We start from the raw sequence: 25,643 nt of genomic DNA, 5'->3' as shown, positions 1-25,643 counted from the left end.
CCGGAGGGCAGCCTCTAGACTCATTAGGTGAATGCGCCGGCCTATTCGAGAACAGGGCATGTCGCGGCGGTACGCTGTGTGTCGGCTGTGCATATACCGTGATGGCCTTCGCCGGATCAGGAGTGCTCATGACGGCGCAGTTTCAACACCGTCGACGAAAAGCATCTGTGGGGAAGGGAATTCCCCTGATGCTCGTTATCGACCATGCAACTTTTCAACCATTCACTCCAAGAGTTGGCGGGCCAGATCATTCTCTGGGTGCCCAAGTTCACCGTCGGCGTGTTCGTGTTTCTCGGCTTCTGGCTGGGAAGCCTCCTCGCGTGGAATCTGTTTGTCCGTCTCGGTCGACGGGCTGACTTCAACACAGGATATGTTCTCAAGGTCATCGGACGGACGCTGTCCTTTGGAATGGTGTTGTTGGGGGGAGTCACGGCGCTGGGCACGATGGGCATCAATGTCTCCGCCCTCGTTGCCGGATTGGGACTCACGGGATTTGCATTGGGTTTTGGGTTGAAAGATATTCTGTCGAATTTGGTCTCCGGCATTTTGATTCTGCTGTATCGACCCTTTTCGATCCATGACCGAATCACTGTGGCCGGGATGGAAGGCATTGTGACGGATATCGACTTGCGGTACACGCGACTGGAGAAGGAGGGGAAAGCGTTTCTTATTCCTAACTCGATGATGATTACGAATACGATCGGGCTACAGGCGGATGGTCCGGTAAAAACCGATCTCCAGCAACAACCGCTCGCGCCGTCGTAAATTGCTGGAACATGGTAATGGATACGGACGCAATCGGTCTTGTCCGGAACGCTTCTCTTGACGCGATGGCTTTCCCCGCTTGAAGGCTACGTATGAGCTCCACCACCGCCGATACATCTCTCTCCGGTCCCTCGTCGAACTACAATCCATGGAAGCTTGGCGGTCTGACATTGACGGAATTGGGTCATCGGCTCTGGCAGCAGAGCCAAAAGGACGAAGTGCTGGGCCGCGCCGCCCAACTGTCCTATTACGTCCTGCTGGCATTGTTTCCCGCCTTGATCGTCCTCACGGCGGCGATGGGTTTGCTCTCCGTGCAAAGTTACATGCCCGAATTGATGAATTATCTCCGCACGGTCCTACCCGAGGATGCTCTGTCCATGGTTGAGCGCTTCCTGGATCAGGTGGCGGAGGGCAGTGGCGCTGATATCGTTTCGCTCGGGGGACTGGGCGCATTGTGGGCGTCGTCGAGCGGGGTTACCGCCATCATGGAAGCTCTGAATGTGGTCTACAACGTCAAGGAAGATTCGCGGCCGTTCTGGCGAGTCCGGTTGACCGCGATTCTTTTGACGATCGGGCTGGCCGTGTTTCTTATTCTTTCGATGTCGCTGATTCTTTACGGCGGACCGCTCGGAGAATGGCTCGCCGCCTTCGTCGGGCTGGGCACGGCATTCAGCTGGGCTTGGTCCGTGCTGCAATGGCCGGTCGTCGTGAGTTTGATGCTCGTCGCCGTCGCCGTCGTCTACTATGTGTGTCCCGATATCGAACTGAATTGGCAATGGTTTTCCCCTGGCTCCGTGTTCGCGGTGGCGATGTGGCTTCTTGTGTCCCTCGGGTTCAAATTGTACGTCGACAATTTCGGCCACTATAACAAGGTCTATGGGTCGCTTGCGGGAACGATCGTGATGATGCTGTGGTTGTATTGGAGCGGCGTCGTTCTTCTGATCGGGGGGGAGATCAACGCTGAAATACGACAGGCCGCGACCGAAGGGCCGCGCTCGGCGGCCGCCCGGATAGCGAATGCCGGTCGCGAAACGGAGGAGGACAGCCTCTGCGCGAGCGATGAGTCCCGAATGACGAGGGGATGACAGGCCATGTCTCGCGTCCTCTGGAAAGGCGCCATCAGTTTCGGACTTGTGCATATCCCGGTCGAGCTCTATTCCGCCGAGGAACGCAACAGCTTCGACCTCACCATGCTTGATCGTCGCACGATGACGCCCGTGGGATTCAAACGATACAACAAAGAAACGGGCAAGGACGTCCAATGGGACGAGATCGTCAAAGGCTATGAATACGAGAAAGATCGGTATGTGGTGCTGACGGAGGAGGACTTCAAAAGGGCCAATGTGGAAGCGACACAGACGATCAATATCCTGTGCTTCGTCAAGCAAGAGCAAATCGCGCCCATGTATTTCGAGACGCCGTACTATCTTGGGCCCGACAAACGGGGGTACAAAGGCTATGCGCTGTTGCGCGAGACCTTGACGCAGACAGGAAGGGTCGGCATCGCCAACGTGGTGATCCGAACCAGGCAATATGTCGCCGCGTTGATCCCGGTCGGCGACGTCATCGTGTTGAACACACTGCGTTATGCCAATGAACTGCGAGCGGTGGGCGAGATAGAAGCGCCCGCGGGCACTCTCAAAACAGTCGGTGTGAAAGAGCGGGAAGTCGAAATGGCTCGCCGCCTGGTGGAGGAGATGGATGAGGTCTGGAAGCCGGAAGCATTCCATGACACCTACCATGAAGATCTGATGGCGCTCATCGAGAAGCGCATCAAAACCGGTCGGACTGAAATAGTCACCCCGCCGGAAAAGGAGAAAAAGCAGTCCACCAAAGGTGAGATCATCGATTTGATGGCGCTCCTAAAACGGAGCGTGGAGACGAAAGGCGAAGGACGCCGATCATTGGAGCGAAAGCATTCCCACCGGAAACGCCGGCCTCGCCGCGCGATCGCGTGAGGCGCATGAGAGCGGTTCCCTTTGCGTGCCTGCTCTCAGCCTGTTCGGCGTTTTTCAACGGTGGCTGCGCCACGACGCTCCCGCCGGTCAAGGCGACTTACAGTTTTGACCGTCGTTGCACACCGGTCGGTTCAAACCTGAAAACCATCCCGGTCAGCGACGTCGATCCTGTTCCCGCAAAGGAAGAAATAATCACCGACGGCGAAGCCGCCAAATTGTACAGTCCCATCGCGATACACATCGCGGAGATCCTCGACGAGCTTCCGCTGCTCAACCGACTGGCGCGACTGGAGAATGAGTCGATACATCCCACGGAGATTGATCGGGCACGCCGAAAGCTGACAACGAGGATTCAGCTGGCAACCATGGAAGTGTCCAGCTTGGTGGCGGAAATCGAATGTGAAACTCAAAGGGCGGACGAGGTGCAGGATCGACTCAAACAGGCGCAAACCAAGCGGACCACTTTCCAAACCATCCTCGCAGTGGTGTTCGGAGGTGTGACGAACGTGATCACCGGGGGGGTAGGGTCGGCAACCGGAGCAGGGGATACGGCGCATATCGTTACAGTCGTGGGAGGAGGGCTGGAGGTCCTGTTCGGGACATCCGCGAACTTTGCAAAAGTGCGGCAAGAGTTCAGCCACCCACGCAATCATCTCGAAGCCCTTCTGGAGGGCGCACAAAACAATGATTATTTTCCGCCGCGGGTCTGGCGGTTTCTGACTCAACCGGATATGCGTGACCTGGAAGGACATAGTTTGCGCGATGTGCTGCTCCAAGCATGGCGGGAGGAGAGTCGACTTGGCGAGTCTGGTTCCAGACGAGAACAAGAACGTGAATCTTTGATCTTTGGTCGTGGGGGGCTCTACGACGCGGAAGATTTACACAGGCGGGAGGCCATGCTGCAACAGTTGGAATCGAGTATCCAACTTATGCATCAAGACCTAGAAACCCTGTTGCGTGAAGTGCTGATCAGGCAGGCGATGGAAGAATAACGGATACTGAAGTTTCTGACGGTTGGACAGATCCATAATGATTTCGATATGACGAAGCGGATATGACGAAGTGGACCATGGGAGGAGCAGGTCCGGCAAGACCTGACTCTCCTCCCCACTCATTGCCGGATCCAGCCCTGCGGATAGTCCTGCGGTGGGTCACCCACCGCAGGTGATCTTCAACGACTCAATTTCATCGCCCATATTCAACTCACTCAAGTCGTTGGCTCGCTTATTCGGCGTCAATTCCAACTCTGTTCCTTTGAAATCCTTATCCGAATAGGCCTTGAGGTGTGCATTGGGGCCCACGACAATGCTTTGAATCTCATTACTCCAGTTTCGGCCGCTGTAATCCTTCAATGTCGCGATCTGCGCAGGGCCTTGGATTTTGACATGCGGATCTTTCAGGTCAAAACCGGTATCCTCGTAAATCTCGGCCCAACAAGCCTTGTCCACTGTCTTCAATTCGATGTCTGCCGCGGCATAGGCGGACATCGCGCCCAGGCCAAGCAGTCCTGCCAATATCAACGCTCCTCTCATCATTGTAACCTCCGTTTCGATTGCACCAAGATGTGAAGTACACCCATCGTCGCGCGACCGTAAGACAAGAGTGCAAAGGGTATGCCGTTACCTCCTGCATGGTAATGCATCTAGATACGTGAAGACTGAAGGGTTTCGAAAATTCAATTGCGGCGCACGGTTTCAGAAGCGCTTCGCGAGGCAAGGCAATCTGTCCGCATAGGGAATGAATGTCTTGGTTCGATGATGAATTCGCGCGCCATCGCTATTCGACAATCCAAATCGTAAACCCCTTCGCGTCGCGTAGTAATCGATTGGTGACACCGCCCCCGAACATCCGCGTGACGCGAGACATCCCGTGGCCGCCCATCACGATCGTGTCGTGTCGTCCGCTTCGCGCCTCGTCGAGAATATTCGCGGCGACATCGTCCTCATGACCGAACTTCACGGTCACGCCGCTCGTATCAAACCCGGATTGCGCCAGCGTCTCGCAGGCTTTCAGCAGGATCGGGCATTCGGTTTCCCTTTCCTTCCGGAGCCAGGCTTCCCGATCTTCGCGCAAGTGGGCGCTCAATTGTGCTTCGATGACTGGATCCTCCGAACCTCCGTGTTCCAACAGCGCGCGCGGCATCGGCTTCAACACATGAAACAGCGTCAAAGCGATATCCGGAGTGCTTTTCAGGAGTGTTCCCACGTACCGGACGGTACGTTGGGCATTTTCGGAGTCGTCGATGGCTAGTAGAAGCCGCATCCCGGCCTCAAACCTATGCCCTTCTCGATGAGTGACATGTGGACTGCTGTGCGGTCCTTGAAAGGCTCCGCCCCTTTTCAAGGACGGAGCCTTCGAACACGCAATTTTTACATTATGCGTGGATAACGTTTCCGTTATGCCTTCACAATGTTTCCATTGCTTGTTCTGATCATACGATACCGCGGCTCTCTGTCATCCGATACTCGGAAAGTCCCTAAGATAAGAAAAGCGAGAGCAGATAGAGGAAAGGGCAGGAGCATATCGGGACTGCGGTCCCCCTTCATATTCAGTCTGCGGACGTGCTGATCTGGACGTGATGCCCTGGACAAGCGGGTCTTTTGTTCTTTCTGAAGATCGTATCACTCTCACCAGACAGATTGTCCTGATGCCGACAATCTGTCTGGCATCGTTCACGCGCGTTATCAACCTTGCCGAATGAAATGCGCTTCCGAGGGGGCTGTGGGCTCAGTATGCAGGTTCGAGTAAAGAGAATGCAGGGCATAACCGTTGCTTTGGCTGTTGCGAAGGACGCGCGCTCGAATCGTTCGCCACCTCGGACGCATAATCCTCCTCACGAAAGGAGATTAGTGATGGACAGTACGGTTATAGGAGTATTCGAGGATCTGGTGCAGGCGGAGCAGGCGAGATCGGAAATAATGGCTCTACAGATTCCCACCATCGATATCGAGATCTATGATCGGACGGGTGTTCAGCTCATGGGAGGAAGCGAGGCCTCGACGATAGACTATTGGGAAAAGCTCTATGAGACCCTCGTGTTCGGTCCCTCCAATCAGGCTCTGGATCAGGACGATGTCCGTCAGGGGGGAACAGTGATGAGTGTCAGGGCAAATGATAGTGTCATGAACGAGATAACCGATATTCTACATCGAAACGGAACAGTGAATATCAATAAGCACCGCATGATTCGTGATTCATGATTCATAGCGCGCTGCGCCGGCCGCATAGTTTGAAAGAGGTTTCTCCCGGACCGGGCCATTCTCTCCATGCGTGCGAAGGGCGCGGCGAAGTGAATGGTTGTCATGCTGAGAATCTCGCCTGCCACGCTGCCGCAATCGGAATTGCAAACCCGAGCATGGGCGCCGGTAGTCGGTATCGGATGCGGGATGCGTCCGAAAACGGTTCCGGCGCCCTGCCGGAGCGTTCAGCTAATGCGATCGGTTGATCGGCGTGCTTTTCTCGTTGGGATCCAGCTGCCGGTGCTCTTCAGGATGTACGTCAATGACACTTCCCGCTTCATTGATTTCTACCGTCACCGTCGATCCATCCCGTACCGATGCCGACATTTCCCGTTTCTCCAAAGGAAAAGACTGTTCCCCTTTCGCCGTCTTCAAGGTGATCGTTCCTTGTCGAAGCCCTACCGACACTATATCCCCGGTTATAAACCTATGATTCATCTTGCTTCCCTTCGGATGGACTTCGAGTACCGCATTATTTTCATCGATGACGACCGTCACTTCCTCTCCCAGCTGCGGCGGCTTATGACCATGCCGGAGCGATCGGTTGGTGTTCAGTTGGTAGACCGTGCCGTCGGGGACCTTCACGGCAAGAGCGCCGCCTTTCTCGACGACGGTGCCTTGAAGGCTTCGGTGAAGTGGAGCGGTCTCTTCGGACTGTGCGGTGTATGCTCCTAGCACGACGACCATCAGCGCAAAGATTCCGTCACGCAGAAGATTGATTACCATTGGCGATCTCCTTTCCATGCATCTATCTACAACACATGCCAAAACACATGATGATGATTCCGAATCACTCGGACCAGCCCTAATGTTTCCGTCTCAACCGGAGCACTGCCAGGGATCGCGCTTGAAGATTGTAAGGTTCTCCACCGTGGAATTGGCGATACTCGTCCCCATTCTCATCGATCTCTTGGATGGCCGTGTCTAATATAGGTTCCCATCGAACCCCGCTGCGATGCGCGGGCAGTATAAAAGGAACGGCTTCGTGATGAGCATTCAAGAGAATCAGGAGCGTGTCTCCCGTGATAGGTTGGCCTTTGTAATCCTTCTCCTTTATGGCATCTCCCGCCAGCCGGACCCCCAAGCATCGCGCATGATCGCCATGCCAGTCCTGATCAGTCATTCCCTGGCCGTCGGGTTTGAACCACTCGATATCCTTCACTTCCGAACGATGGATACGTTGCCCCTGAAAAAACAGACGGCGCCGGAGCACCGGATGTTCCCTGCGAAGGCGGATTAACTGCCGCGTAAACGACAAGAACTCCCGTGCACTTTTGTGGAGCTTCCAGTCGAACCAGCTGGTCTCGTTGTCCTGACAGTACGCATTGTTGTTCCCCTGTTGAGTCCGCCCGATCTCGTCTCCTCCACAGAGCATGGGAACTCCCTGAGAGAGAAAAAGGGTCGCCATGAGATTGCGCTTTTGCCGCTCTCGAAGGGCCAAAATATCAGGATTCTCCGTGCCGCCTTCAGCCCCGCAATTCCAGCTGTTGTTATTGTCGCTGCCGTCGCGGTTCTCTTCTTGGTTGGCTTCGTTGTGCTTCTGATTGTAGGAAACCAGATCTTTCAATGTGAAACCGTCGTGTGCCGTCACGAAGTTAATGCTCGCATAGGGGCGTTTGCCGCTTTGTTCATACAAGTCGCTGCTCCCTGTTAATCGATAACCCAACTCGGCGACTTGTCCTCCGTCTCCTTTCCAATACCGACGAATCGTGTCTCGATAACGATCGTTCCATTCCGCCCAGCCCAATGGGAAGTTGCCGACTTGATATCCGCCGGACGCCAAGTCCCATGGCTCCGCAATGAGCTTGACCTGGGACAGCACGGGATCCTGATGGATGATGTCGAAAAACGTGCCGAGGCGGTTGACGTCATGAAGCTCGCGCGCGAGCGTGGAGGCCAAATCGAACCGAAAGCCGTCCACGTGCATCTCCTGCACCCAGTATCGAAGGCTGTCCATGATGAGCTGGAGGACTCGCGGGTGATTCATATTCAAGGTGTTTCCCGTGCCCGTGTAATCCATGTAGTACCGCTTGTCGTTATCGACCAATCGGTAGTACGCGGCGTTATCGATGCCCCGGAAGCAGAGAGTCGGGCCCAGCTGATTGCCCTCGGCCGTATGGTTGTACACCACGTCCAAAATCACCTCGATCCCTTCATTGTGAAGGGTCTTCACCATCGTCTTAAATTCACGGATATGGCGACCGTGCGTGTGCGCCGATGCGTACCGGATATCCGGCGCAAAAAACCCTATGGAGTTGTAGCCCCAATAATTGCTGAGATGTTTATCCGTCAAGTACCGATCGCTGACGAAATGTTGGACGGGAAGCAGCTCAACCGCCGTGATGCCCAGCTGCTTGAAATGATCCAAAATGACCGGTGAGGTCAAGCCAAGGTATGTTCCACGCTGCGATTCCGGCACGTCCGGATGCCTAGCGGTCAACCCCTTGACGTGAACTTCATAAATCACCGTCCGATCCCAGGCCGTGCGCAGGAGGCGGTCGTTGCCCCACGTGAAGGCCGTGTCCACCACGACGCTTTTGGGGATAAAGGCCGTATTGTCACGATCGTCACGCTCGAGATCCGCATTCTCATGGCCGATGGGATACCCGAACATTTCATCCGACCAATGGATGGTTCCCGATAGGGCCTTGGCATAGGGATCAAGGAGGACCTTGGCGGGATTAAAGCGATGGCCTTGCGCCGGATCATAGGGGCCATGGACGCGATAGCCATAATACTGTCCGGGCATCCCCTCGGGTAAATAGAGATGCCAGACCTCGTCGGTCCGTTCCTCGATCGGGATACACGCGATGGGTTGGGTGTCCTGCGGTTCGTTATACAGACACAGTTCAACCTTGGTGGCGTTTTCAGAGAAGATCGCGAAATTCACCCCTTGTCCATCCCATGTCGCTCCGAGAGGATAGGGACTGCCAGGCCAGATTCGCATACGGGTATCCTCCAAAGGCTCCTGCCGCGGATCTGTCCACGATCAGGTACGTAGTCAGTACGTGTAACGTGTGGAAGGTTCGATTGAAACTAGTGGGTTCCCCAGTACGGGACCTGGTGGAGGTTTGATATCCAACAGGGGGTATGCTGGCGACACCACGATACGGCGGTTTCGGGGCGGATCGATGCAATCAAGTATGACTGTGGCAGGCAGTGCTGATTCACACCGGTCGAATGTCAGTCCATGGCGAATGATGCTAGGGGCTACTGTCGAGCAGAATGGCGTGCATTTCAGAGTGTGGGCCCCCAAGGCGACGGATGTGGACGTGCTGCTGCCGGATAACCGCGTCTGTCCGTTAACCAAAGAGGCGAGGGGATACTTTTCAGGACAGGTGGCCGATGCCCAAGCAGGAATGACATATCGTTATCGAATGGACGGGGGAATAGCCCTTCCCGATCCCTGTTCAAGATTCCAGCCTGAGGGGCCACATGGCCCGTCGCTCATCGTCGATCCGTCTGAATACGAATGGACCGATCAAGAATGGGAAGGCGTCCGTATGCAGGGACAGGTGGTGTATGAAATGCATATCGGAGCGTTCACACGGGAAGGCACGTTCGATGCGGCGATTGAGAAATTGGACGGGCTCAAGAGCTTGGGCGTGACTCTCTTGGAAGTGATGCCCGTGGCGGAATTTCCAGGGCGGTGGAACTGGGGATATGACGGCGTGGACCTGTTTGCCCCGGCTCATGTCTATGGCAACCATCACGCCTTCAGGCGATTCGTCGACGCGGCTCATCGACGGGGCTTGGGCGTGATTCTCGACGTGGTGTACAACCATTTCGGCCCGGACGGGAACTATATTCCCAGCTTCAGCGACGAGTATCTCACGGATCGTCACCCCAATGAATGGGGACAGGCGATCAACTTTGACGGGCCAGGATCCCGGGAGGTGCGACGATTTTTTGTCGATAATGCGTGCTATTGGATTCACGAATTCCATCTCGACGGATTGCGACTCGACGCCACCCAGGCCATTCATGATTTCAGCGAGACACACATTCTAGGAGAGATCTCTCAACGAGTCCGGCAGGTGGCGCAACCACGAACCGTGATACTGATCGGAGAGTGCGAGAGTCAGGAGATTCGCGCCATTCAGCCGGTGGAGCAAGGGGGGTGGGGGTTGGACGCTGTCTGGAGCGACGATTTCCATCATGCCTGTCGGGTGGCGGCGACCGGCCGGAGAGAAGCCTATTACACGGACTACCATGGTAGTCCACAGGAACTGATTTCGTTGCTGAAGCGCTGCTTCTTGTATCAAGGGCAGCGGTACGACTGGCAACGCAAGCCGCGAGGCACGACGGTGAAGGACGAACCGGCCAACGGCTTTGTCTTTTATCTTCAAAACCATGATCAAGTCGGTAACAGCGTGCACGGCGAACGATTGCATCTGCAAACGAGTCCGGGACGGTATCGCGCGCTCCTTGCGCTTCTTCTTTTGGCTCCGCAAACGCCGATGCTCTTCATGGGGCAAGAATCGGGGGTATCGAACCCCTTCCAATTTTTCGTCGATTATGCGGGAGAGGAGATCGGCTCCCAGGTGTTTCAGGGGCGCAAAACGTTCCTCAGTCAGTTTCCGAGTTATGCCACTCGGGACGCCCAACAGGCCATCTCGGATCCAAATGATTCCATGACATTCGAGCGATCGAAGTTGAACTTTACCGATGATGACACCCAGGCTCCTGTGTATCGCCTCCATTATGATCTCTTGCGTCTTCGCCGCGAAGACATCGTGATCTCCTCTCAGGATCGAGCACGGGTGGATGGCGCGGTATTGGGTCCCCAGGCATTGGCACTACGGTACTTTGAAGCCGATGGTTGTGATCGTCTTTTACTTCTCAATCTTGGACCAGATCTCCACTACGTGCCTGCCCCCGAGCCCTTGCTCGCTCCACAATCAAACGGGGATTGGCGGTTGATGTGGTCAAGCGACGATCCCCGCTACGGAGGTCCGGGCGCGCCTAATCCGCTCACGGAACAAGGATGGCATATCCCATCGGAATCGGCTTGGCTCTTTCGAGCGGAATCGGGCGTCGCCGCACTAGCCCAAGAGGGCGAGCATGGATGAGGTATGCCGCGCGCCCTCGCCGACCATCGTCGTCCCCTGGCGTTCCGATGAAGATGTGATGAAGTTGCTGTCCCGCGAATGGTTGGTCACCAACGGATTGGGCGGGTACGCATCCGGTTCCCTGATGAATGTGGCCACCCGCCGGTACCATGGTGTGTTTGTGCCCGACTTGCCGTCTCCGAGAGGACGCACCATCGTGGTCCCCCGACTCGACGACGAAGCCGAGATCGGCGATACACGTGTGATATTGAGCGGAGCCGAGCATGCGGACGGAAGGCTTGATTCAGATTTGCCGCGATACCTCACGGAGTTTCGCCGGGAGTGGCAAACCCCGACTTGGCAGTATGCGTTTCACGGGCGCCGACTGAGTAAACGGATCATCATGCCCTACGGTCAGAATTCCGTATATGTGGAGTATCGCCTGGAGGCAGGCGATCCGCTCAGATTAAGACTACGCCCCTTTGTGACCTTTCGCAGGCCGGATGCTCCTTTGAGCGAGGCTCGCCAATCTCCGTTTCCACTCACGATCGTGGGCGGATGTTATGAGGTGCATCTTTGCGACGGAGTGCCGGCCATGAAATTGTGTCTTCGGCCGGAGGGCGGCGTATTTATCGCCGATCATACGATCAGCACGGAGATTTCCTATCGGGTGGACCGTGACCGAGGATCGCCGCACGTCGAGAACTTGTTCAGCCCAGGCTATTTTTCGATCGAGTTGGAACAAGACCGCTCCGTGGCGTTCGTGGCCAGCATGGAGCCGTGGGAGATGCTTGAGCGCGGCTCGGATGCCGTACTTTCCGGCGAGCGCGATCGGTTGCAGAAGTGGATGTCGCAATGGCCGGGAGAGAAAGAAGAGTTCGAGCTGCTTCTCGGTCTGGCAGCGGATCAGTTTATCGTCTTCCCGGGCAGCCGTCGGGAAGAACAGGCGCTGGCGGAAGCCTCCGCCGATGTCGCGCGCACCGTGATGGCGGGATACCACTGGTTTACCGACTGGGGCCGGGACACGATGATCAGTCTGGAAGGGCTGACGCTTTCCACGAATCGACACCGTGAAGCGCGAGCCATTTTGCTCACCTTCGCGCGGTATATCCGTGACGGCTTGATTCCCAACCTGTTTCCGGAAGGCGAGCGAACCGGGCTCTATCATACGGTGGATGCGACCCTATGGTACTTCCATGCATTGGATCGTTACTACGAAGTCACGAACGATCGAGACACAATGGTGGCCCTGTACCCGGCATTGGTCCAGGTCATGGAACATCATGTGAATGGGACGCGCTTCGGCATCGGTATGGATCCACGGGATGGATTGATGCGGTCCGGAGCCGACGGGCATGCGCTGACCTGGATGGATGCCCAAGTAGACGGTTGGATCGTGACGCCGCGGCGAGGTAAGCCGGTGGAGGTTCAAGCGCTCTGGCACAACGCGGTGTGCTTGATGGGGCAATGGGCGGAAGCGGCGGGAGACCGTCCCGAACGCTGGCAGGGGATGGCGAAACAGATCGAAGATTCGTTCAACGGCCGGTTCTGGTACGAAGCCGGCGGGTACCTGTACGACGTCATTGACGGAGAGTCCGGCGATGACGCCAGCCTTCGGCCCAACCAGGTGCTGACGGTTTCATTGCGTCATCCGATCTTGAACAAGGACCGCTGGACACAGGTCCTTTCCGTCGTCCGCGACAAGCTTCTGACACCGTTCGGTCTGAGAACCCTGGCGCCGGGGCATCGTGACTATAAATCCATGTACTTCGGAGATTTGAGAGCCCGCGACGCCGCCTATCACCAAGGCACGGTGTGGGCATGGCTCATCGGTCCTTACATCGACGCGTGGTTGAAGGCCGGTCTGGACCGGGTCGAGGCTCGCCGGCTGTTGGACGGATTCCGAGCCCATTTGAGCGAGGACGGCCTCGGAACGATCAGTGAAATATTCGATGCCGAACCGCCGTATGCGCCCCGAGGCTGTATCGCGCAGGCCTGGAGTGTCGCCGAGGTGCTGCGAGCGTATCAAAAGACCAAACAACAGCCCGAAGACGCGTGAGGCGGGCGGAGGAAAGAAGCGTACCGACTCGAGGCTCGAATGGAACTTCGGATTGGAACATCGGGGTGGCACTACCGACATTGGCGAGGGCCCTACTACCCTGAAAAGCTGCCGTCTGCCCACATGTTGAAGTTCTATGTCAGAGACTTCGATTCCGTTGAAATCAACAATAGTTTCTACCATCTCCCGACGGCAGGCATCTTGGAGACCTGGGGCAGGACGACTCCGGACAATTTCCGTTTCTCCGTCAAGGGGAGCCGGTTCATTACGCATCGAAAGAAATTGACGGATCCCGATACGATTCTCGAACGATTCATGCCGTTGATCGATCGGCTTGGACACAAATTGGGGCCGATCCTGTTTCAATTGCCGCCTCGTTGGCACTGCAACGTCGAACGTCTGACCGCGTTTCTCGAAGCCTTGCCGCCGGGGTATCGCTACAGTTTCGAATTCCGAGACGCGAGCTGGCATTCCTCGGCTGTGTATCGAACGTTGCGGCATCACAACGCAGCCTTCTGTCTCTATGAGCTGGGGGGATTTCGAACGCCGATGGTCGTCACGGCCGACTTCGCCTATGTGCGCCTGCACGGACCGGAGCGGCGGTATCAAGGCAAGTATTCATCGGCTGCGATGCGAGCGTGGGCTCGCCGGCTCGATCGGTGGAGTCAACAACTGTCGGCTGCATACGTCTATTTCGACAACGACGAGGCTGGTTACGCCGTGCAAAACGCGAGCGAGCTCAAACGGTTGCTTGCTCATTGATCGTGTAGAGAGATGGTGGACGTCATGCCGTATACATCGATCACGTAGTGATCGGCCGGCTGTGAAAAGCGAGGCACGGCCTCTTCCGCTCAACCTGGTCTTCAGATCTCCTATGGTGAAAGGCCTTACTTTATGACACACACAGTTGCCGACTTGCTGGTCGAGCGCTTGATCGCCTGGAAGGTCGACACCATCTTCGCCCTGCCCGGAGACGGCATCAACGGCATTTACGAAGCATTGCGGACCCATCGCGACGAGATCAGGCTCATTCAAGTGCGACATGAGGAAGCCGCGGCGCTCGCCGCATGCGGCTATGCGAAGTTCGCTCGGAAGCTGGGAGTCTGCCTCGCGACATCAGGACCAGGCGGGGTCCACCTCCTGAACGGCCTGTACGATGCCAAATTCGACGGTCAGCCGGTCTTGGCGATTACGGGCCATACGTTTCACGATCTCATCGGCACCCATTATCAACAAGATGTGTCTTTGGAACGAGTCTTCAGTGATGTCGCCTCGTACAGCGAGCGGGTCATGGGACCGGCGCATGTCTGCAACGTGGTGGATGAGGCCATCAAAACAGCTCTTTCGAAGAGAACGGTCGCCCACATCACGATTCCAAAAGATATCCAGGATTGGCCTGCCGACGGAGCTCGATCGAAGGCCAATGTGCCTGATCACAGCGGCGACCTGTACAGCGAAGCATTGCCCCTCCCGGGGAAAGCGCAGCTCGAGCGCGCCGCCGCGTTGATCCATGCCGGCACGAAGATCGTGATCTTGGCCGGCCGTGGAAGTCTGGCGGCGAGCCAGGAGATCGTCACGTTGGCGGAATTGCTTGGCGCCCCGATCGTCAAGCCGTTACTCGGCAAAGCGGTCGTGCCGGACGATCATCCATACACGACCGGCGGGATCGGATTATTGGGTACGGCCCCGTCCCAGGATGCGATGGAAGCGTGCGATACGCTCATTATCGCGGGGAGCAGTTTTCCCTATCTCGAATTCTATCCGAAACCAGGACAGGCGAGAGCCGTACAGATCGACATCGATTCGGCCCGGATCGGATTGCGGTATCCGGTGGAGGTGGGGTTGGTCGGTCAATGTTGGGATGTCTTGCGAGCGTTGCTTCCGCTCCTTCAGTCTAAACGAGACCGGAGTTTTCTCGAACGGGCCCAGGGGCATATGAAACAGTGGAATCAGCTGATGGAGGAACGGGGGACACGGTCCGACACCCCATTGAAGCCCCAGGTCGTCGCCCATCAACTGAATGAGGTCCTGGCGGACGATGCGATCATCTGTTGCGACACGGGCACCGTCACGACATGGGCGGCGCGGCACATCAAAATCCGGGGCACCATGCAATTTTCGGTATCCGGGACGTTGGCCACGATGGCGAATGGATTGCCCTATAGCATCGGAGCGGCCGTGGCGCATCCTGGACGGCAGGTCGTCTGTTTCGCCGGTGATGGAGGGCTTACGATGCTGATGGGCGAACTCGCCACCATCGTGAAATATCGTCTCCCCGTCAAAGTGGTGGTCATGAAAAACAATTCATTCGGCATGATCAAGTGGGAACAGATCGCATTTGAGGGCAATCCCCAGCACGGGGTGGATTTGCAGCCGATTGACTTTGCCGCTGTCGCGCGAGCATGTGGCGCAAAGGGATATACCGTCGATGACCCAGCGCAGGTGGGATCTGTTCTGCGTGAGGCTTTTGCGCACGAGGGACCGGCGGTCGTGGAAGCCACGGTCGATCCGTACGAACCGCCGTTGCCTGGGAAAATCAGCTCCGACCAGGCATGGCAGTTCACAAAATCCATGGCGCGTGGGCAGAAGGATAGGATGGAAATTATCAAGACCGTGATTGAGAACAAGATCCGTGAAGTGATCTGACCTGTGGAACGTCGCCTATTTGAGTTAGTAGTGATTGAGCAATCGACACAGCTACCATTGCGGCTCTCATGCGCCGGCGCCCGGAAACAAGTTGTCCGGAAGAAGACAGCCTGTCCTTTGTCAGTCCCCCGCGCCACCCACCCTCACAAGACCTAGGAAGTGAATTTGTCTACCCGGGCGCAGTTTGCCGGCGAACGGTGTGAACAAGTCATGGGCAAAGTTCCTGCAAGACTGTTTGAGAGTCGCTAGGTCGCATCACGGAATGAAATCTGTAATGCCGACTGCGCACATGAAGGCCGTAGCAGAGGGGGCGATCATAACTGCGTGGAGGTTACAAGCACATGACTAGTCGAACTTTCGCACAAATTATCGGAGTCCTATTTCTCGCGGTGGGGGTCATGGGATTCATCCCATTACTCGTGTCCACTCCTCACCCAAACGCGGTGCCTGGTTTATCCGCGGATGACGGGTATGGCCTTCTATTCGGCCTCTTCCCGGTGAACTGGATTCATAATCTCGTTCACCTAGGAGTGGGCATTGCGGGATTATCCGCCGCAAGCAGCGTGAGCAAGGCGAACGGCTTTGCGCGGGGCCTCGCCTGGTTGTACGGCATCCTGACTGTCATGGGCACGATCCCCCTGCTCAGCATGACATTCGGTCTCGTTCCTTTACATGGATGGGATGTATGGCTCCATGGCGGGACTGCCGCTTTTGCCGCCTATTTTGGGTACGGTAAACGCGCGCAAGCCGCTGAAATAGCGGAAAGCTATCATCGTGCTGCATGAGACGACGGGACCGCACCGCGGCCGTCGTCTCATTCGGAGGCGTAAGCACGGTTTTTTATACATCCATGGACAATTGTGAGGCAGTCCGGCCTCTTGCAAATTCGGGCGAGGGTCGACATGGAATACAACATTCAGGACGGCCGGGATGGGAAGTCTCATGACTGGGACTTCACGTTGCCGGCAACGCGGGAAGTCTTGTCGGGTGGAGGCACGGCGCAAGCGATCACCGCCGGCAAGGCTATACATGGGGCCAGCCAGGGAACCGTTGTCGTCAAGGCTATCGGAAGGCACATCGTCCAGTCCCTCAGGCACATCGTCCGATGACACACACCAGGGTCGCATGGAGGAGCGAATGAATAACAGAACGAATCGCGAGGTTCATCGAGAAAATATCGGGGATGGACAGCGGGTACTGTCGGCCGTAATGGGAATGGCCTTTCTCGTCTCCGGATTATCCCGCCGTAACTGGGCCGGCGCGGTCAAGGCGATAGTGGGAGGCGGGCTTCTCTATCGGGCGGCGAGCGGATATTGCCCGGCGTTCGGGGCCATGGGAATCGATATGAGCAGCCACGACCGACCGGATCGGCCGAACGACACGAGCCGTTTGGGTCGGCGTAAGGTGCGCACGGACCGCGCGATGAAAATGCAACGAGCGATCGAGATCAATCGCCCGCCGGATGACATGTATCGGTTTTGGCGGTCGTTGAATAATCTGCCACGCATCCTGAAACATCTTGATTCCGTTCAGGTCATCGATGACCGATTGTCTCATTGGGTGGTGACAACGATACCGGGCGCGCCCAAGGTCGAATGGGATGCGGAAATCATCAACGATGTGAAAAACGAACGCATCGGATGGAGGTCACTGCGGGGGGCGGACGTGAACAATACCGGGTCGGTAGAGTTCAAGCCGACCGAGGATGGGAATCGAACATGGCTGACCGTGACGCTGCAATACGAACCTCCGGGCGGCAAGTTCGGCGTCGCTCTGGCCAAGTTGTTCGGAGAAGACCCAAATACCAAGCTGGCCCAGGATTTACAGCGATTCAAAGAACAGATGGAGACCGACGTCTTTTCCCTGGCCGGTGGCGAAGGGAAAGTGTAGGCGCCATGCTCAACGTGGCCCAGAGCCGGTGTGATCGAGATGACCTCATCGTGTTGCCGGACGATCATGTGATCGGCGAGGGGACCGCGCCGGTGACCATCATTGCCTATTGTGATTTCGAATGCCCCTACTGCCGGCAAGCCCACGCCGCCGTCGGTCGATTGCGCGCGCGATTCACCGATCGCGTCCGATTCGTGTACCGGCACTTTCCTCTGGTCAAGAAACACCCCCATGCGCAGCTTGCGGCGGAGGCCTCCGTAGCCGCCGCGCTTCAAGGCCGATTCTGGCCCATGCATGATGTCCTGTTCGAAAACCAAACGCACCTTACACTAGACGATCTCCATCGCTACGCGGCGATGGCGGGACTGGACGTCCCGCGCTTCAAAGACGATCTTCATATGGGAGCCGGTGTACTGAAAGTGCGGCGTGATGAGGGGTCAGGTCATCGGTGCGGGGTACAAGGGACGCCGACTTTCTTCGTCAATGGCCTGCTGCTGTCGGACAACGATGAATTAGAGCGCACCGTGTCGAGGCACCTGTCCAACAAGAAGAATGGCTGAAGCTGCGTCATCCAGCGCCGGATCACTTCATGCCGCCGCGAGACTGATGACCGCGCTCCATTTGCGATTCCGGAGCGGTGGCACTTTTGCTATCTCACCCATACCTCGGGAGTTTGCTAGTCGTCAGGGACCACTATCGACGATATAAGGAAGATAGTTCGTAGGCCGCTTCAATTCTATCCAATTTCCATCTAAGTACGTGGGAGTCTCAACATGATGAAACCAACTCGTTCTTCACCCAGGCGGCTCATGATGACGGCCGTGATCGTCTCGCTCGTATCCTGGGGCCTGTCCTTCCATGCGACCGACCTTGTCACGGCAGCCGAAACTCAGGACCCGAAGACTTCTCGCCCGCCCCACGATGCGGTGGTCGAGGCGCAAGAGCCCCGGACTGTTCCTATCGAACGCCCTGAGCAGAAAAAGACGGATCACGATCGCTCAGCCATCTTCGATGCGCAGAAGGCGCGGCCTTCTTCGCCTACTTTCTTGGACCAACCGAGAGACGGCAAGACTTTGGGTTTCGACTTCTACCGCGATCCCTTGGGAGCGGAGAAGCCCATGCAAGAGCCGGAAGAGATCATGAAGAAGGATATCGCCGCTAAGCCAAAGGTCATGGAGACACATCGCAAACTGTTGGAGCGCCGGTATCATCTCAAGCCAAAACTGGATTCCGAAGCCAAGATGTCCCGGGGAAAACCGCTGCCGGTCGGCCCGACGGCCCGCTTGTCTGAAGGTATGACATGGGAACGACTCGCCGGACTCAACCCGGAAGAGATCAAGAAACAGGGACTCTTCCCTTATCCCTCTCTGCCGCACCCGCTGCAATCTCCTGGTGGCATGGTCTTCCCACAAATGCAAATCGACATGTTCCCACGGCTTGAGCGGGTTGATGTAGATTTTGACCTTCCCGAAGCCTTTTTGCCTGAATTTCCTCCGGCGATCTTCCTCAGCAACCGCCCGGAATTGGGCGATGTGTCCCGGGGAGAAGTGGTGTCCATCAACAATTATTATCGGTTGTTCAAGGATCTTCTCACCCCCGTCCAGCTTGACGGACTCAGGTTGCTGTTGACTCCGTTTCCGCAGGAGGAGTTCAACCCGACCGACGACCGCAAGAGCCTCCGCCCTAGCCTCGGAGTCACCTGTTTGGACTGTCATGTCAATGGCCATACGACCGGACAGTTCCATCTGAATCCCGATATGCGGCCTGAGGAGCGGCGCTTGCGCCTCGATACGACCAGTATACGGGGTGTATTCAACCAACAGATCCACTCATCCAAGCGTAGCTTGCGCTCGATCGAAGATTTTACGGAGTTTGAGCAACGAACAGCCTATTTCAACGGCGATCAAATCCATGCCATCAAGAAAGGGATGAACATTTTAGACCGTATCCAAGTCAGTCACATGGCGCAGATGCAGAACATGTTCGACTTTCCTCCCGCGCCCAAGCTCGATCCCATGACGGGTCGGCTCGATCCGAAGAAGGCCACGGAGGCGGAAATGCGGGGAGAAAAAGTCTTTTTCGGCAAGGGGCAGTGCGCGGGTTGCCATACTCCGCCTTTTTACCTCGACGACAAGATGCATGACCTGCGCCTCGAGCGCTTTCTCAAGGACGAACCAGGTGACGGACCGATCAAGACCTTTACGTTGCGGGGGATCAAAGATTCGCCGCCGTATCTTCACGATGGGCGGCTCTTGACGTTGGAAGATACGGTGGAATTTTTCAATATCGTCGGTGAACTGAAGCTGACAAAAGAAGAGAAAACATCGTTGGTCGCCTTCCTGCGCGCGCTATAGCTATAGAAGGTCTATCCGGCGCGGGAGGTCTGTCTGGTTTCCGGAGACAAAGACGAGACCAGATACAGGGGATAGATCAGACGACCAGATGAACCTGAGATATGGACGATGAAGCAAGCGATTGAAAATCTACCGGTGTCCGACGAGTCCGTTAATCCATTCAACAAGGAGGCGACTATGTCCGTCATAGAAAAATCGATCGAGGTCAATGTGCCCTTGCATACCGCTTACAATCAATGGACGCAATTTGAAGACTTTCCTCGGTTTATGGAAGGGGTGGTGCAGGTTCTGCAAAAAGGCGACAAACATCTACATTGGAAAGCCAGCATCGGCGGCAAGGAAGAGGAATGGGATGCGGAAATCACGGAGCAGATCCCCGATCAACGCATCGCGTGGAAGAGCCAGCGAGGGGCGAAGAACAGCGGAGTGGTGACCTTCGCGCCCATGTCGGCCGCCAAGGCGAAGATCAATCTTCGTATCGAGTATGAACCTGAAGGGATGGTCGAAAAAACCGGAGATGCCGTCGGCGTGGTCTCTCAACGAGTGGAAGGGGACCTGGAGCGGTTCAAGGAATTCATCGAGTCACGCGGCCAGGAAACCGGCGCCTGGCGGGGGACCGTTGCATGATCAAATGAATCGGGAGAAGTCGCAACCAGGACCATCAATTCGTCGAGCTTTGATGTTGTCGGCCGAGCCGGGAGGAACACATGTCTACGCGATGGGCCTTGCTTGTTCTCATGGCGACTACGGTGGCCTTCGCTCCGATCAATCCTGAAACCATCATGAACGCGGGACCGTTTCTCATGCGGGTTGCGGAAGAACAACAAGCCGAGATCACGGTCAGTCTGCTGGCCGCCCAGAGGGCGGAGAACGAGCGCGTCAAGGATTCCAGCACGCATATGCTCGATGAGCATATGAAGACCAAAATGGCCGTGGAACAATTGGCATTGCATCAACACGTGGTGCTGCATCCAGGACTCAACCGCGATCATGAGAAACAGATAGACGAATTATCGCGATTGACCGGCCATGATTTTGATCTGGCATACATGAATCATATCGTGTCCGGTCACGACAGCACCCTGTCCGAGTGGGAGCGCTATGCGCAAACGTTGCCATACCCGGACCTGCGACAATGGATCCATGACATGTTGCCCGTCGTGAATGCGCATCGTGAGAAGGCCCGGCTCTTACACGCCGCGCTACGGACGCACCTATAGTTCAAGCCGAATGTTCTCTTCTACAGGAGAGACTAGAAAGATCACAAAAGCGAAGAGGACTCAACCATGATGAAAACAGCGATGATGGCCGTATTTGCCACGGTCTGTATGGGTACCTCAATCGGAATGGCGGGCTGGGGAGAAGGTCCCGGCTGTGGGTTAGGGGTGATGGTATTCAAAACCCAACCGAAATCCATCTTGATGCAGCATTTCGGGTCTACCTTGAACGTCCCCACTCAGCCCTTTGCTATCACCAGTGGAACGTCAGGATGCACGAATAACGGGATGATCGTAAAGCGGGAAGTATTGACGGTGTTCGTCGATCAGAATGCCGACCATGTGTCGCAAGATATGGCTCGGGGCAGGGGAGAATACTTGTCGTCATTGGCGACATTGATGGGCATACCCACGGATCGTCAGGCTGAGTTCTTTAGCCTGGCGCAGGAAATCTTCTGGGACATGATGCAACGGCAAGGAGCCGGTGATGCGACGGTAGAAGCAGAAGACGCGCCGCGGACGATGCTGCTCGCGTTGCAGAAAGCGATAGTGGAACGGTCCGGTCAGGGGAAAGCTCCTGTGAGCCGTTGAAACATTGTCTGATAGCCGAGACGTCTCGTGTTCGTCTCACTATTCATCTGAAAGGAAGTGTACCGATGGCTGAAACAATGACGAAAGCGAAACATAACAGCGACGCTCAAGAAGCTCACGCGCACGGCGAAGGGAAAGTTGCGCGCGCCATTGAAGAGCAGACGGCAAAGCTGCCTTCCGATGTGTGGTTATGGGCCGCATTCGCCGCGATTGGTGTTTCAATGCTCTTTCACGGCACCGGCAAAAGGGAAGACGGCCTCTTTGTGGGCCAATGGATAGCGCCGTTTTTGCTCTTCGGCGTCTACAACAAACTCGTAAAAGTCGCCGGGTACGACCGAGTGTCTTAGACGCAGCGAGTCGGCCAAACTCTCAGTGGCTTTGCACAAATCTATGCGAGAGGAGTGTTTGCCGCCTAGGACCTTCCACCGAGCCCGAGCTCCGGCAGGTTGTGTTCTGCCGGAGCTCGGCGCGTCATCTACTTCTCATCGTGTAGGACTCAAGCAAGGCGTCATCGCTTCCGTCCGCTCAGAGACATATATTCGGGCGAAGTGACGCGGACGAGGAATCCTATCGGATCAGTTGATAGATGGCAGCAGGGAATCCACGCCCGGTGTTCACCGTTATGGTCGGTAACAGGCATGGAGAGACCAAAGCAAGGAGAGGGATGCGTCGGAAATCCGCTCGATCAAAAAGAACTCCTTTGAAGCATGGTGTAAACGGTCGGCGGATGTCATAACGCGCAGCAATGCGTGTGATCTGGAGTCCGGCCGGAAAAACAGACGGTTCGTCGCGCCAAGAAAAAGGAAGGGAAAGCGACTTCCACCCAGGGTACTCGCTCTATGAAGCAAGCCTTTCGAAACAAGCACGACAACGTTGCCGTGCTCGGCAATCTCATCACTGGGATGTTTTCTTTGCATGCGTCAACTTGTCTGAAACCGGACAGATTGTCCGATCGTCTAATCGCTTGATCGTTCGATCCCCCTTTCACCCCGGATTGTTGGAAGGGTCTGGTCCTTGCATTTTTGCGAGCTGTGACGCGTCATCGCTCGATCATGCTCGCAGTGGCCGTGCTGTTGTTTACCGGCGTGATGGCCGCCTGGGTGGGTATGCTGTATTCCGCCGGCAGTTCCGACACAGGAGACCAAGATATGCAACCTGTGCCGTTTAGTCATGCGCGGCATGCGGGGCGACTGAAAGTGGACTGTTTGTACTGCCATCGTTTTGCTTCTCTCTCCGCTACTGCGGGGGTTCCGTCCGTTCAACTGTGCATGAGCTGCCATCGAAACTTGATGAAAGAAACTCCGGATACCCGGAAACTATTGGGGTACTGGGAACGACAGGAGCCGATACCCTGGGTGCGGCTGCATCGGTTGCCGGACTTTGTGTATTTCACCCATGAAATGCATCTGAGGGCCCGATTGCGGTGTATTGATTGCCACGGTCATGTGGGGCGCGTGTCTCTGACACCGCGCGCCGCCAGTTACGAAATGGGCTGGTGTCTGACCTGTCATCAACAGCGGGGTGCGTCCCTGGATTGTTGGACATGCCACAAATGAAGCGAGGACTGTGTCGTGAGGACTACGATTTGAGATGGATTTGAAACGACGTACTTTTCTCAAGACGGCGGCATTGGCCGCATTGAGCTCGACCCTGCCAGGCTGTGAGCGCGCGGCGCATCGCGTGGTCCCGTACCTCCTGCCGGATGAAGAGATCGTGCCAGGCGTCGCCGATTGGTACGCCTCCGTGTGCAGGGAATGTTCTGCCGGATGCGGCGTGATTGTCCGCGCCATGGAGGGCCGAGCCAAAAAGATCGAGGGCAACCCCGATCATCCGGTGAATCATGGGAAGCTCTGTGCAAGAGGACAGGCCTCATTACAAGGTCTCTACAATCCTGATCGGCTTCGAGGGCCGTTTCAACGAGAAGGCCGTCGAGGGGAAAGAACATTTATCCCAATAGAATGGGAAGAAGGCCTGCGACGTTGCGCGCAGGCTCTCCAAAATAGGAGGGTGCCGCCGCTGATGGTAACCAGGCCGCTTTCCGGAACGCTTGCCGGATTGTTGTCGGACTTTATGGATTCTTTGGGGGGCAAGCTCTACTTCTATGCGCCGGATGCCGAATTGCCGCTGCATGCCGCATGGCATGAGAGCGTAGGCTCCGACGAGGCGCCGTTCTACGACCTGGCTCAGACGGACTATCTGCTCTCCTTCGGCGCCCCCTTTCTCGAACACTGGTTGTCTCCGGTCTCCATGGGTATTGCCTATGGCCACATGCGACAGGGGCGCTCGACGGTTCGCGGCCGGTACATCCATATTGGGCCTCGGATGTCGATGACCGCCGCGAATGCCGACCAATGGCTTCCCATTCGATCGGGCATGGAAGGGATGCTCGCTCTCGGCATCGGACAGCTTCTTCTCGATACTCATCGAGCCAAGTCGGCGGGGAAAGCACTCGATCCATTCCATAGATTTTATGGCTCTGTTCGACTGGATGAGGTGGAGAACGCCACGGGACTTCCTCGAGAGGTGATCGTTCGTCTGGCCCATGACTTCGCTTCTGCGCGAGCCCCGCTCGCCATCGGAGGCGGCACGAGCTGCGCTCAGACAAACGGGACGGCATCGTTGATCGCGATCAACGGCTTGAATGCCCTGGTCGAAAGTTTGGGCCGAGAATCCGTCGCACACGGCATTCGGTACGGAGACCGTCCTGACCGTTCGATCCCATGGCTGACCGAGCGTCGGGTGTTCGAGTTGGTTGAGAAACAGGAGAAGGCCGGCGCAGGGCCTGTCCTGCTCTTGTACGGTTGCAATCCGCTCTTCACGATGCCGCCATCGGTACCGATCAAGTCATTGTTCGAACGGGCTTCGTTCATCGTGAGCTTCAGTTCGTTCCTGGATGAATCGACCGAGACGGCCGAGCTTTTACTCCCGGATCGGGACGCGCTGGAGTCGTGGGGCGATCATGTCCCCGAGACCACGACACCGGCCATTGGGTTGTCTCAGCCGGTCGTGACGCCGTTGTATGACACACGCCAGATCGGCGACACGATTCTTGACGTGAGTCGCCGGTTGAACCTCGGTCACGCTCAAGGACCGACCTTCTACGACTTGCTTCGCGAACGATGGAAAACGTTCCTGGCCGACAAGCCGCACGAAGAGACGCCTGATTGGTTCGACAAGGCCTGGGTCGCCTCCCTCCGGCAAGGAGGGTGGTGGGCCGAGCAGAGCAGAAGCGAACCTCCATTGACCTTCGCTCCCTCGCGGGCATTCGAAACGGCGAACTTCTCCGGCGGAGAGCGCGAATTTCCGTTCGTCCTCCATCCCTATCCTTCGATGGCGATCGGTCACGGTGAAGGCGCCAATCGGCCATGGTTGCAAGAGTGCCCCGACACCTTGACGACGGTGGTATGGGGTTCTTGGGTGGAAGTAAATCCCATTGCGGCGAAGGACCTTGGCATTCAACAAGGCGATATGGTGCGAGTTATTTCGCCGTTTGGATCGCTAGAGGCACCGGCCGTTCTTTTCCCTGGCATCAGGCCTGACGTCGTGGCCATGCCGCTGGGACAGGGTCATTCGAGCTATGGCCGGTATGCAAAGAACCGCGGTGTGAACCCCATCGAGTTGTTGGCACCAGTCCTGGACAATGTGACCGGGACTTTGGCAGCAGGCGCCACCAGGGTTCGCATCGAACGCACCGGTGCGAAAGGACGACTAGTGACGCTCGAACGACCGGCGATGGAGCAAAGTGATTTGATCGAGATAGAGCGACAGCATGGAGCGTAAAACGTATCTCGTGAAGCGTAAAGCGATAGGTACTGTGTTTCTAGTTTCAGGTTTCATGTTTCAAGTTAAGTTTCAGGTTTTTGAACAACTTGG

At 56.4% G+C, this 25,643-nt stretch carries 24 protein-coding genes; 20 read left to right on the top strand and 4 right to left on the bottom strand.

Annotation, left to right across the window (positions count from 1 at the left end; genetic code table 11):
* Nucleotides 1–204: 204 nt before the first annotated feature.
* The 4 genes from COMA2_RS18625 to COMA2_RS18610 all read left to right on the top strand — a co-directional run bounded on the left by COMA2_RS18625 (nucleotide 205) and on the right by COMA2_RS18610 (nucleotide 3,715).
* Complete coding sequence (locus tag COMA2_RS18625; protein WP_090902041.1) at nucleotides 205–765, top strand: mechanosensitive ion channel family protein; 561 nt, start codon at nucleotides 205–207, stop codon at nucleotides 763–765.
* A 92-nt stretch (nucleotides 766–857) separates the two neighbouring features.
* Nucleotides 858–1,850: a YihY/virulence factor BrkB family protein gene (locus tag COMA2_RS18620; protein WP_090902039.1), complete on the top strand. Its 993-nt coding sequence runs from the start codon at nucleotides 858–860 to the stop codon at nucleotides 1,848–1,850.
* Between the two features lie 6 nt (nucleotides 1,851–1,856).
* A complete protein-coding gene (gene ku, locus COMA2_RS18615; protein WP_090902034.1) occupies nucleotides 1,857–2,723 on the top strand; it encodes a non-homologous end joining protein Ku in 867 nt (288 codons plus the stop codon).
* Between the two features lie 5 nt (nucleotides 2,724–2,728).
* Nucleotides 2,729–3,715 (top strand): hypothetical protein, encoded by a 987-nt coding sequence (locus tag COMA2_RS18610; protein WP_090902031.1) that lies wholly within the window; start codon nucleotides 2,729–2,731, stop codon nucleotides 3,713–3,715.
* A gap of 159 nt (nucleotides 3,716–3,874) precedes the next feature.
* Here the strand turns inward: COMA2_RS18610 and COMA2_RS18605 are convergent, their stop codons facing one another.
* Both COMA2_RS18605 and COMA2_RS18600 read right to left on the bottom strand, forming a co-directional pair.
* A complete protein-coding gene (locus tag COMA2_RS18605; RefSeq protein ID WP_090902029.1) occupies nucleotides 3,875–4,258 on the bottom strand; it encodes a hypothetical protein in 384 nt (127 codons plus the stop codon).
* Between the two features lie 241 nt (nucleotides 4,259–4,499).
* Nucleotides 4,500–4,985 (bottom strand): universal stress protein, encoded by a 486-nt coding sequence (locus COMA2_RS18600; protein WP_090902024.1) that lies wholly within the window; start codon nucleotides 4,983–4,985, stop codon nucleotides 4,500–4,502.
* Nucleotides 4,986–5,575: 590 nt separating this feature from the next.
* On the opposite strand from COMA2_RS18600, the gene COMA2_RS18595 reads away from it, so the two are divergent.
* Nucleotides 5,576–5,923 carry a hypothetical protein gene (locus tag COMA2_RS18595; protein WP_090902021.1) on the top strand — a complete coding sequence of 116 codons (348 nt, stop codon included), beginning with the start codon at nucleotides 5,576–5,578 and terminating at the stop codon, nucleotides 5,921–5,923.
* 228 nt (nucleotides 5,924–6,151) lie between these two features.
* Here the strand turns inward: COMA2_RS18595 and COMA2_RS18590 are convergent, their stop codons facing one another.
* Both COMA2_RS18590 and glgX read right to left on the bottom strand, forming a co-directional pair.
* Nucleotides 6,152–6,688, bottom strand: coding sequence for a hypothetical protein (locus COMA2_RS18590; protein ID WP_090902018.1), 537 nt, complete (start codon nucleotides 6,686–6,688; stop codon nucleotides 6,152–6,154).
* A 79-nt stretch (nucleotides 6,689–6,767) separates the two neighbouring features.
* Nucleotides 6,768–8,909 carry a glycogen debranching protein GlgX gene (gene glgX, locus COMA2_RS18585; protein ID WP_175304725.1) on the bottom strand — a complete coding sequence of 714 codons (2,142 nt, stop codon included), beginning with the start codon at nucleotides 8,907–8,909 and terminating at the stop codon, nucleotides 6,768–6,770.
* Between the two features lie 184 nt (nucleotides 8,910–9,093).
* Here glgX and treZ point away from each other — a divergent pair, with 184 nt between their 5' ends.
* The 15 genes from treZ to COMA2_RS18515 all read left to right on the top strand — a co-directional run bounded on the left by treZ (nucleotide 9,094) and on the right by COMA2_RS18515 (nucleotide 25,550).
* A complete protein-coding gene (gene treZ / locus COMA2_RS18580; protein ID WP_342672630.1) occupies nucleotides 9,094–11,034 on the top strand; it encodes a malto-oligosyltrehalose trehalohydrolase in 1,941 nt (646 codons plus the stop codon).
* Complete coding sequence (locus tag COMA2_RS18575; protein ID WP_090902011.1) at nucleotides 11,027–13,072, top strand: amylo-alpha-1,6-glucosidase; 2,046 nt, start codon at nucleotides 11,027–11,029, stop codon at nucleotides 13,070–13,072. Before treZ ends, COMA2_RS18575 begins: the two co-directional genes overlap by 8 nt.
* Nucleotides 13,073–13,111: 39 nt before the next feature.
* Nucleotides 13,112–13,834 carry a DUF72 domain-containing protein gene (locus COMA2_RS18570; RefSeq protein WP_090902009.1) on the top strand — a complete coding sequence of 241 codons (723 nt, stop codon included), beginning with the start codon at nucleotides 13,112–13,114 and terminating at the stop codon, nucleotides 13,832–13,834.
* A 132-nt stretch (nucleotides 13,835–13,966) separates the two neighbouring features.
* Complete coding sequence (locus COMA2_RS18565) at nucleotides 13,967–15,718, top strand: thiamine pyrophosphate-dependent enzyme (RefSeq protein ID WP_090902006.1); 1,752 nt, start codon at nucleotides 13,967–13,969, stop codon at nucleotides 15,716–15,718.
* Nucleotides 15,719–16,059: 341 nt separating this feature from the next.
* Nucleotides 16,060–16,503: a DUF4383 domain-containing protein gene (locus tag COMA2_RS18560; protein ID WP_090902002.1), complete on the top strand. Its 444-nt coding sequence runs from the start codon at nucleotides 16,060–16,062 to the stop codon at nucleotides 16,501–16,503.
* A 117-nt stretch (nucleotides 16,504–16,620) separates the two neighbouring features.
* Nucleotides 16,621–16,827 (top strand): hypothetical protein, encoded by a 207-nt coding sequence (locus COMA2_RS20380; RefSeq protein ID WP_175304724.1) that lies wholly within the window; start codon nucleotides 16,621–16,623, stop codon nucleotides 16,825–16,827.
* Nucleotides 16,828–16,855: 28 nt separating this feature from the next.
* Nucleotides 16,856–17,608, top strand: a complete 753-nt coding sequence (locus COMA2_RS18555) for an SRPBCC family protein (protein WP_175304723.1) — start codon at nucleotides 16,856–16,858, stop codon at nucleotides 17,606–17,608.
* A 5-nt stretch (nucleotides 17,609–17,613) separates the two neighbouring features.
* The gene (locus tag COMA2_RS18550) at nucleotides 17,614–18,168 is read left to right on the top strand and encodes a DsbA family protein (protein ID WP_090901996.1); all 555 of its coding nucleotides are present in this window, start codon (nucleotides 17,614–17,616) and stop codon (nucleotides 18,166–18,168) included.
* 213 nt (nucleotides 18,169–18,381) lie between these two features.
* Nucleotides 18,382–19,962, top strand: a complete 1,581-nt coding sequence (locus COMA2_RS18545; protein WP_217490827.1) for a hypothetical protein — start codon at nucleotides 18,382–18,384, stop codon at nucleotides 19,960–19,962.
* Between the two features lie 177 nt (nucleotides 19,963–20,139).
* Nucleotides 20,140–20,589 (top strand): SRPBCC family protein, encoded by a 450-nt coding sequence (locus COMA2_RS18540; protein WP_090901991.1) that lies wholly within the window; start codon nucleotides 20,140–20,142, stop codon nucleotides 20,587–20,589.
* A gap of 80 nt (nucleotides 20,590–20,669) precedes the next feature.
* Nucleotides 20,670–21,182: a DUF4142 domain-containing protein gene (locus COMA2_RS18535; protein WP_090901988.1), complete on the top strand. Its 513-nt coding sequence runs from the start codon at nucleotides 20,670–20,672 to the stop codon at nucleotides 21,180–21,182.
* Nucleotides 21,183–21,248: 66 nt separating this feature from the next.
* The gene (locus COMA2_RS18530; RefSeq protein ID WP_090901985.1) at nucleotides 21,249–21,770 is read left to right on the top strand and encodes a DUF3015 family protein; all 522 of its coding nucleotides are present in this window, start codon (nucleotides 21,249–21,251) and stop codon (nucleotides 21,768–21,770) included.
* 65 nt (nucleotides 21,771–21,835) lie between these two features.
* Entirely contained in the window at nucleotides 21,836–22,117 is a 282-nt protein-coding gene (locus tag COMA2_RS18525; protein ID WP_175304722.1) for a hypothetical protein, read from the top strand.
* 684 nt (nucleotides 22,118–22,801) lie between these two features.
* Nucleotides 22,802–23,326, top strand: a complete 525-nt coding sequence (locus tag COMA2_RS18520; RefSeq protein ID WP_090901982.1) for a cytochrome c3 family protein — start codon at nucleotides 22,802–22,804, stop codon at nucleotides 23,324–23,326.
* Between the two features lie 40 nt (nucleotides 23,327–23,366).
* Nucleotides 23,367–25,550, top strand: coding sequence for a molybdopterin-containing oxidoreductase family protein (locus COMA2_RS18515; RefSeq protein ID WP_175304721.1), 2,184 nt, complete (start codon nucleotides 23,367–23,369; stop codon nucleotides 25,548–25,550).
* The last annotated feature ends 93 nt before the right edge of the window (nucleotides 25,551–25,643 follow it).

Source organism: Candidatus Nitrospira nitrificans (assembly GCF_001458775.1).
Classification (GTDB): Bacteria; Nitrospirota; Nitrospiria; order Nitrospirales; family Nitrospiraceae; genus Nitrospira_D; species Nitrospira_D nitrificans.
Note: the sequence above shows the minus strand (reverse complement) of the source record. Positions and strands in the feature narration are given on the sequence as shown.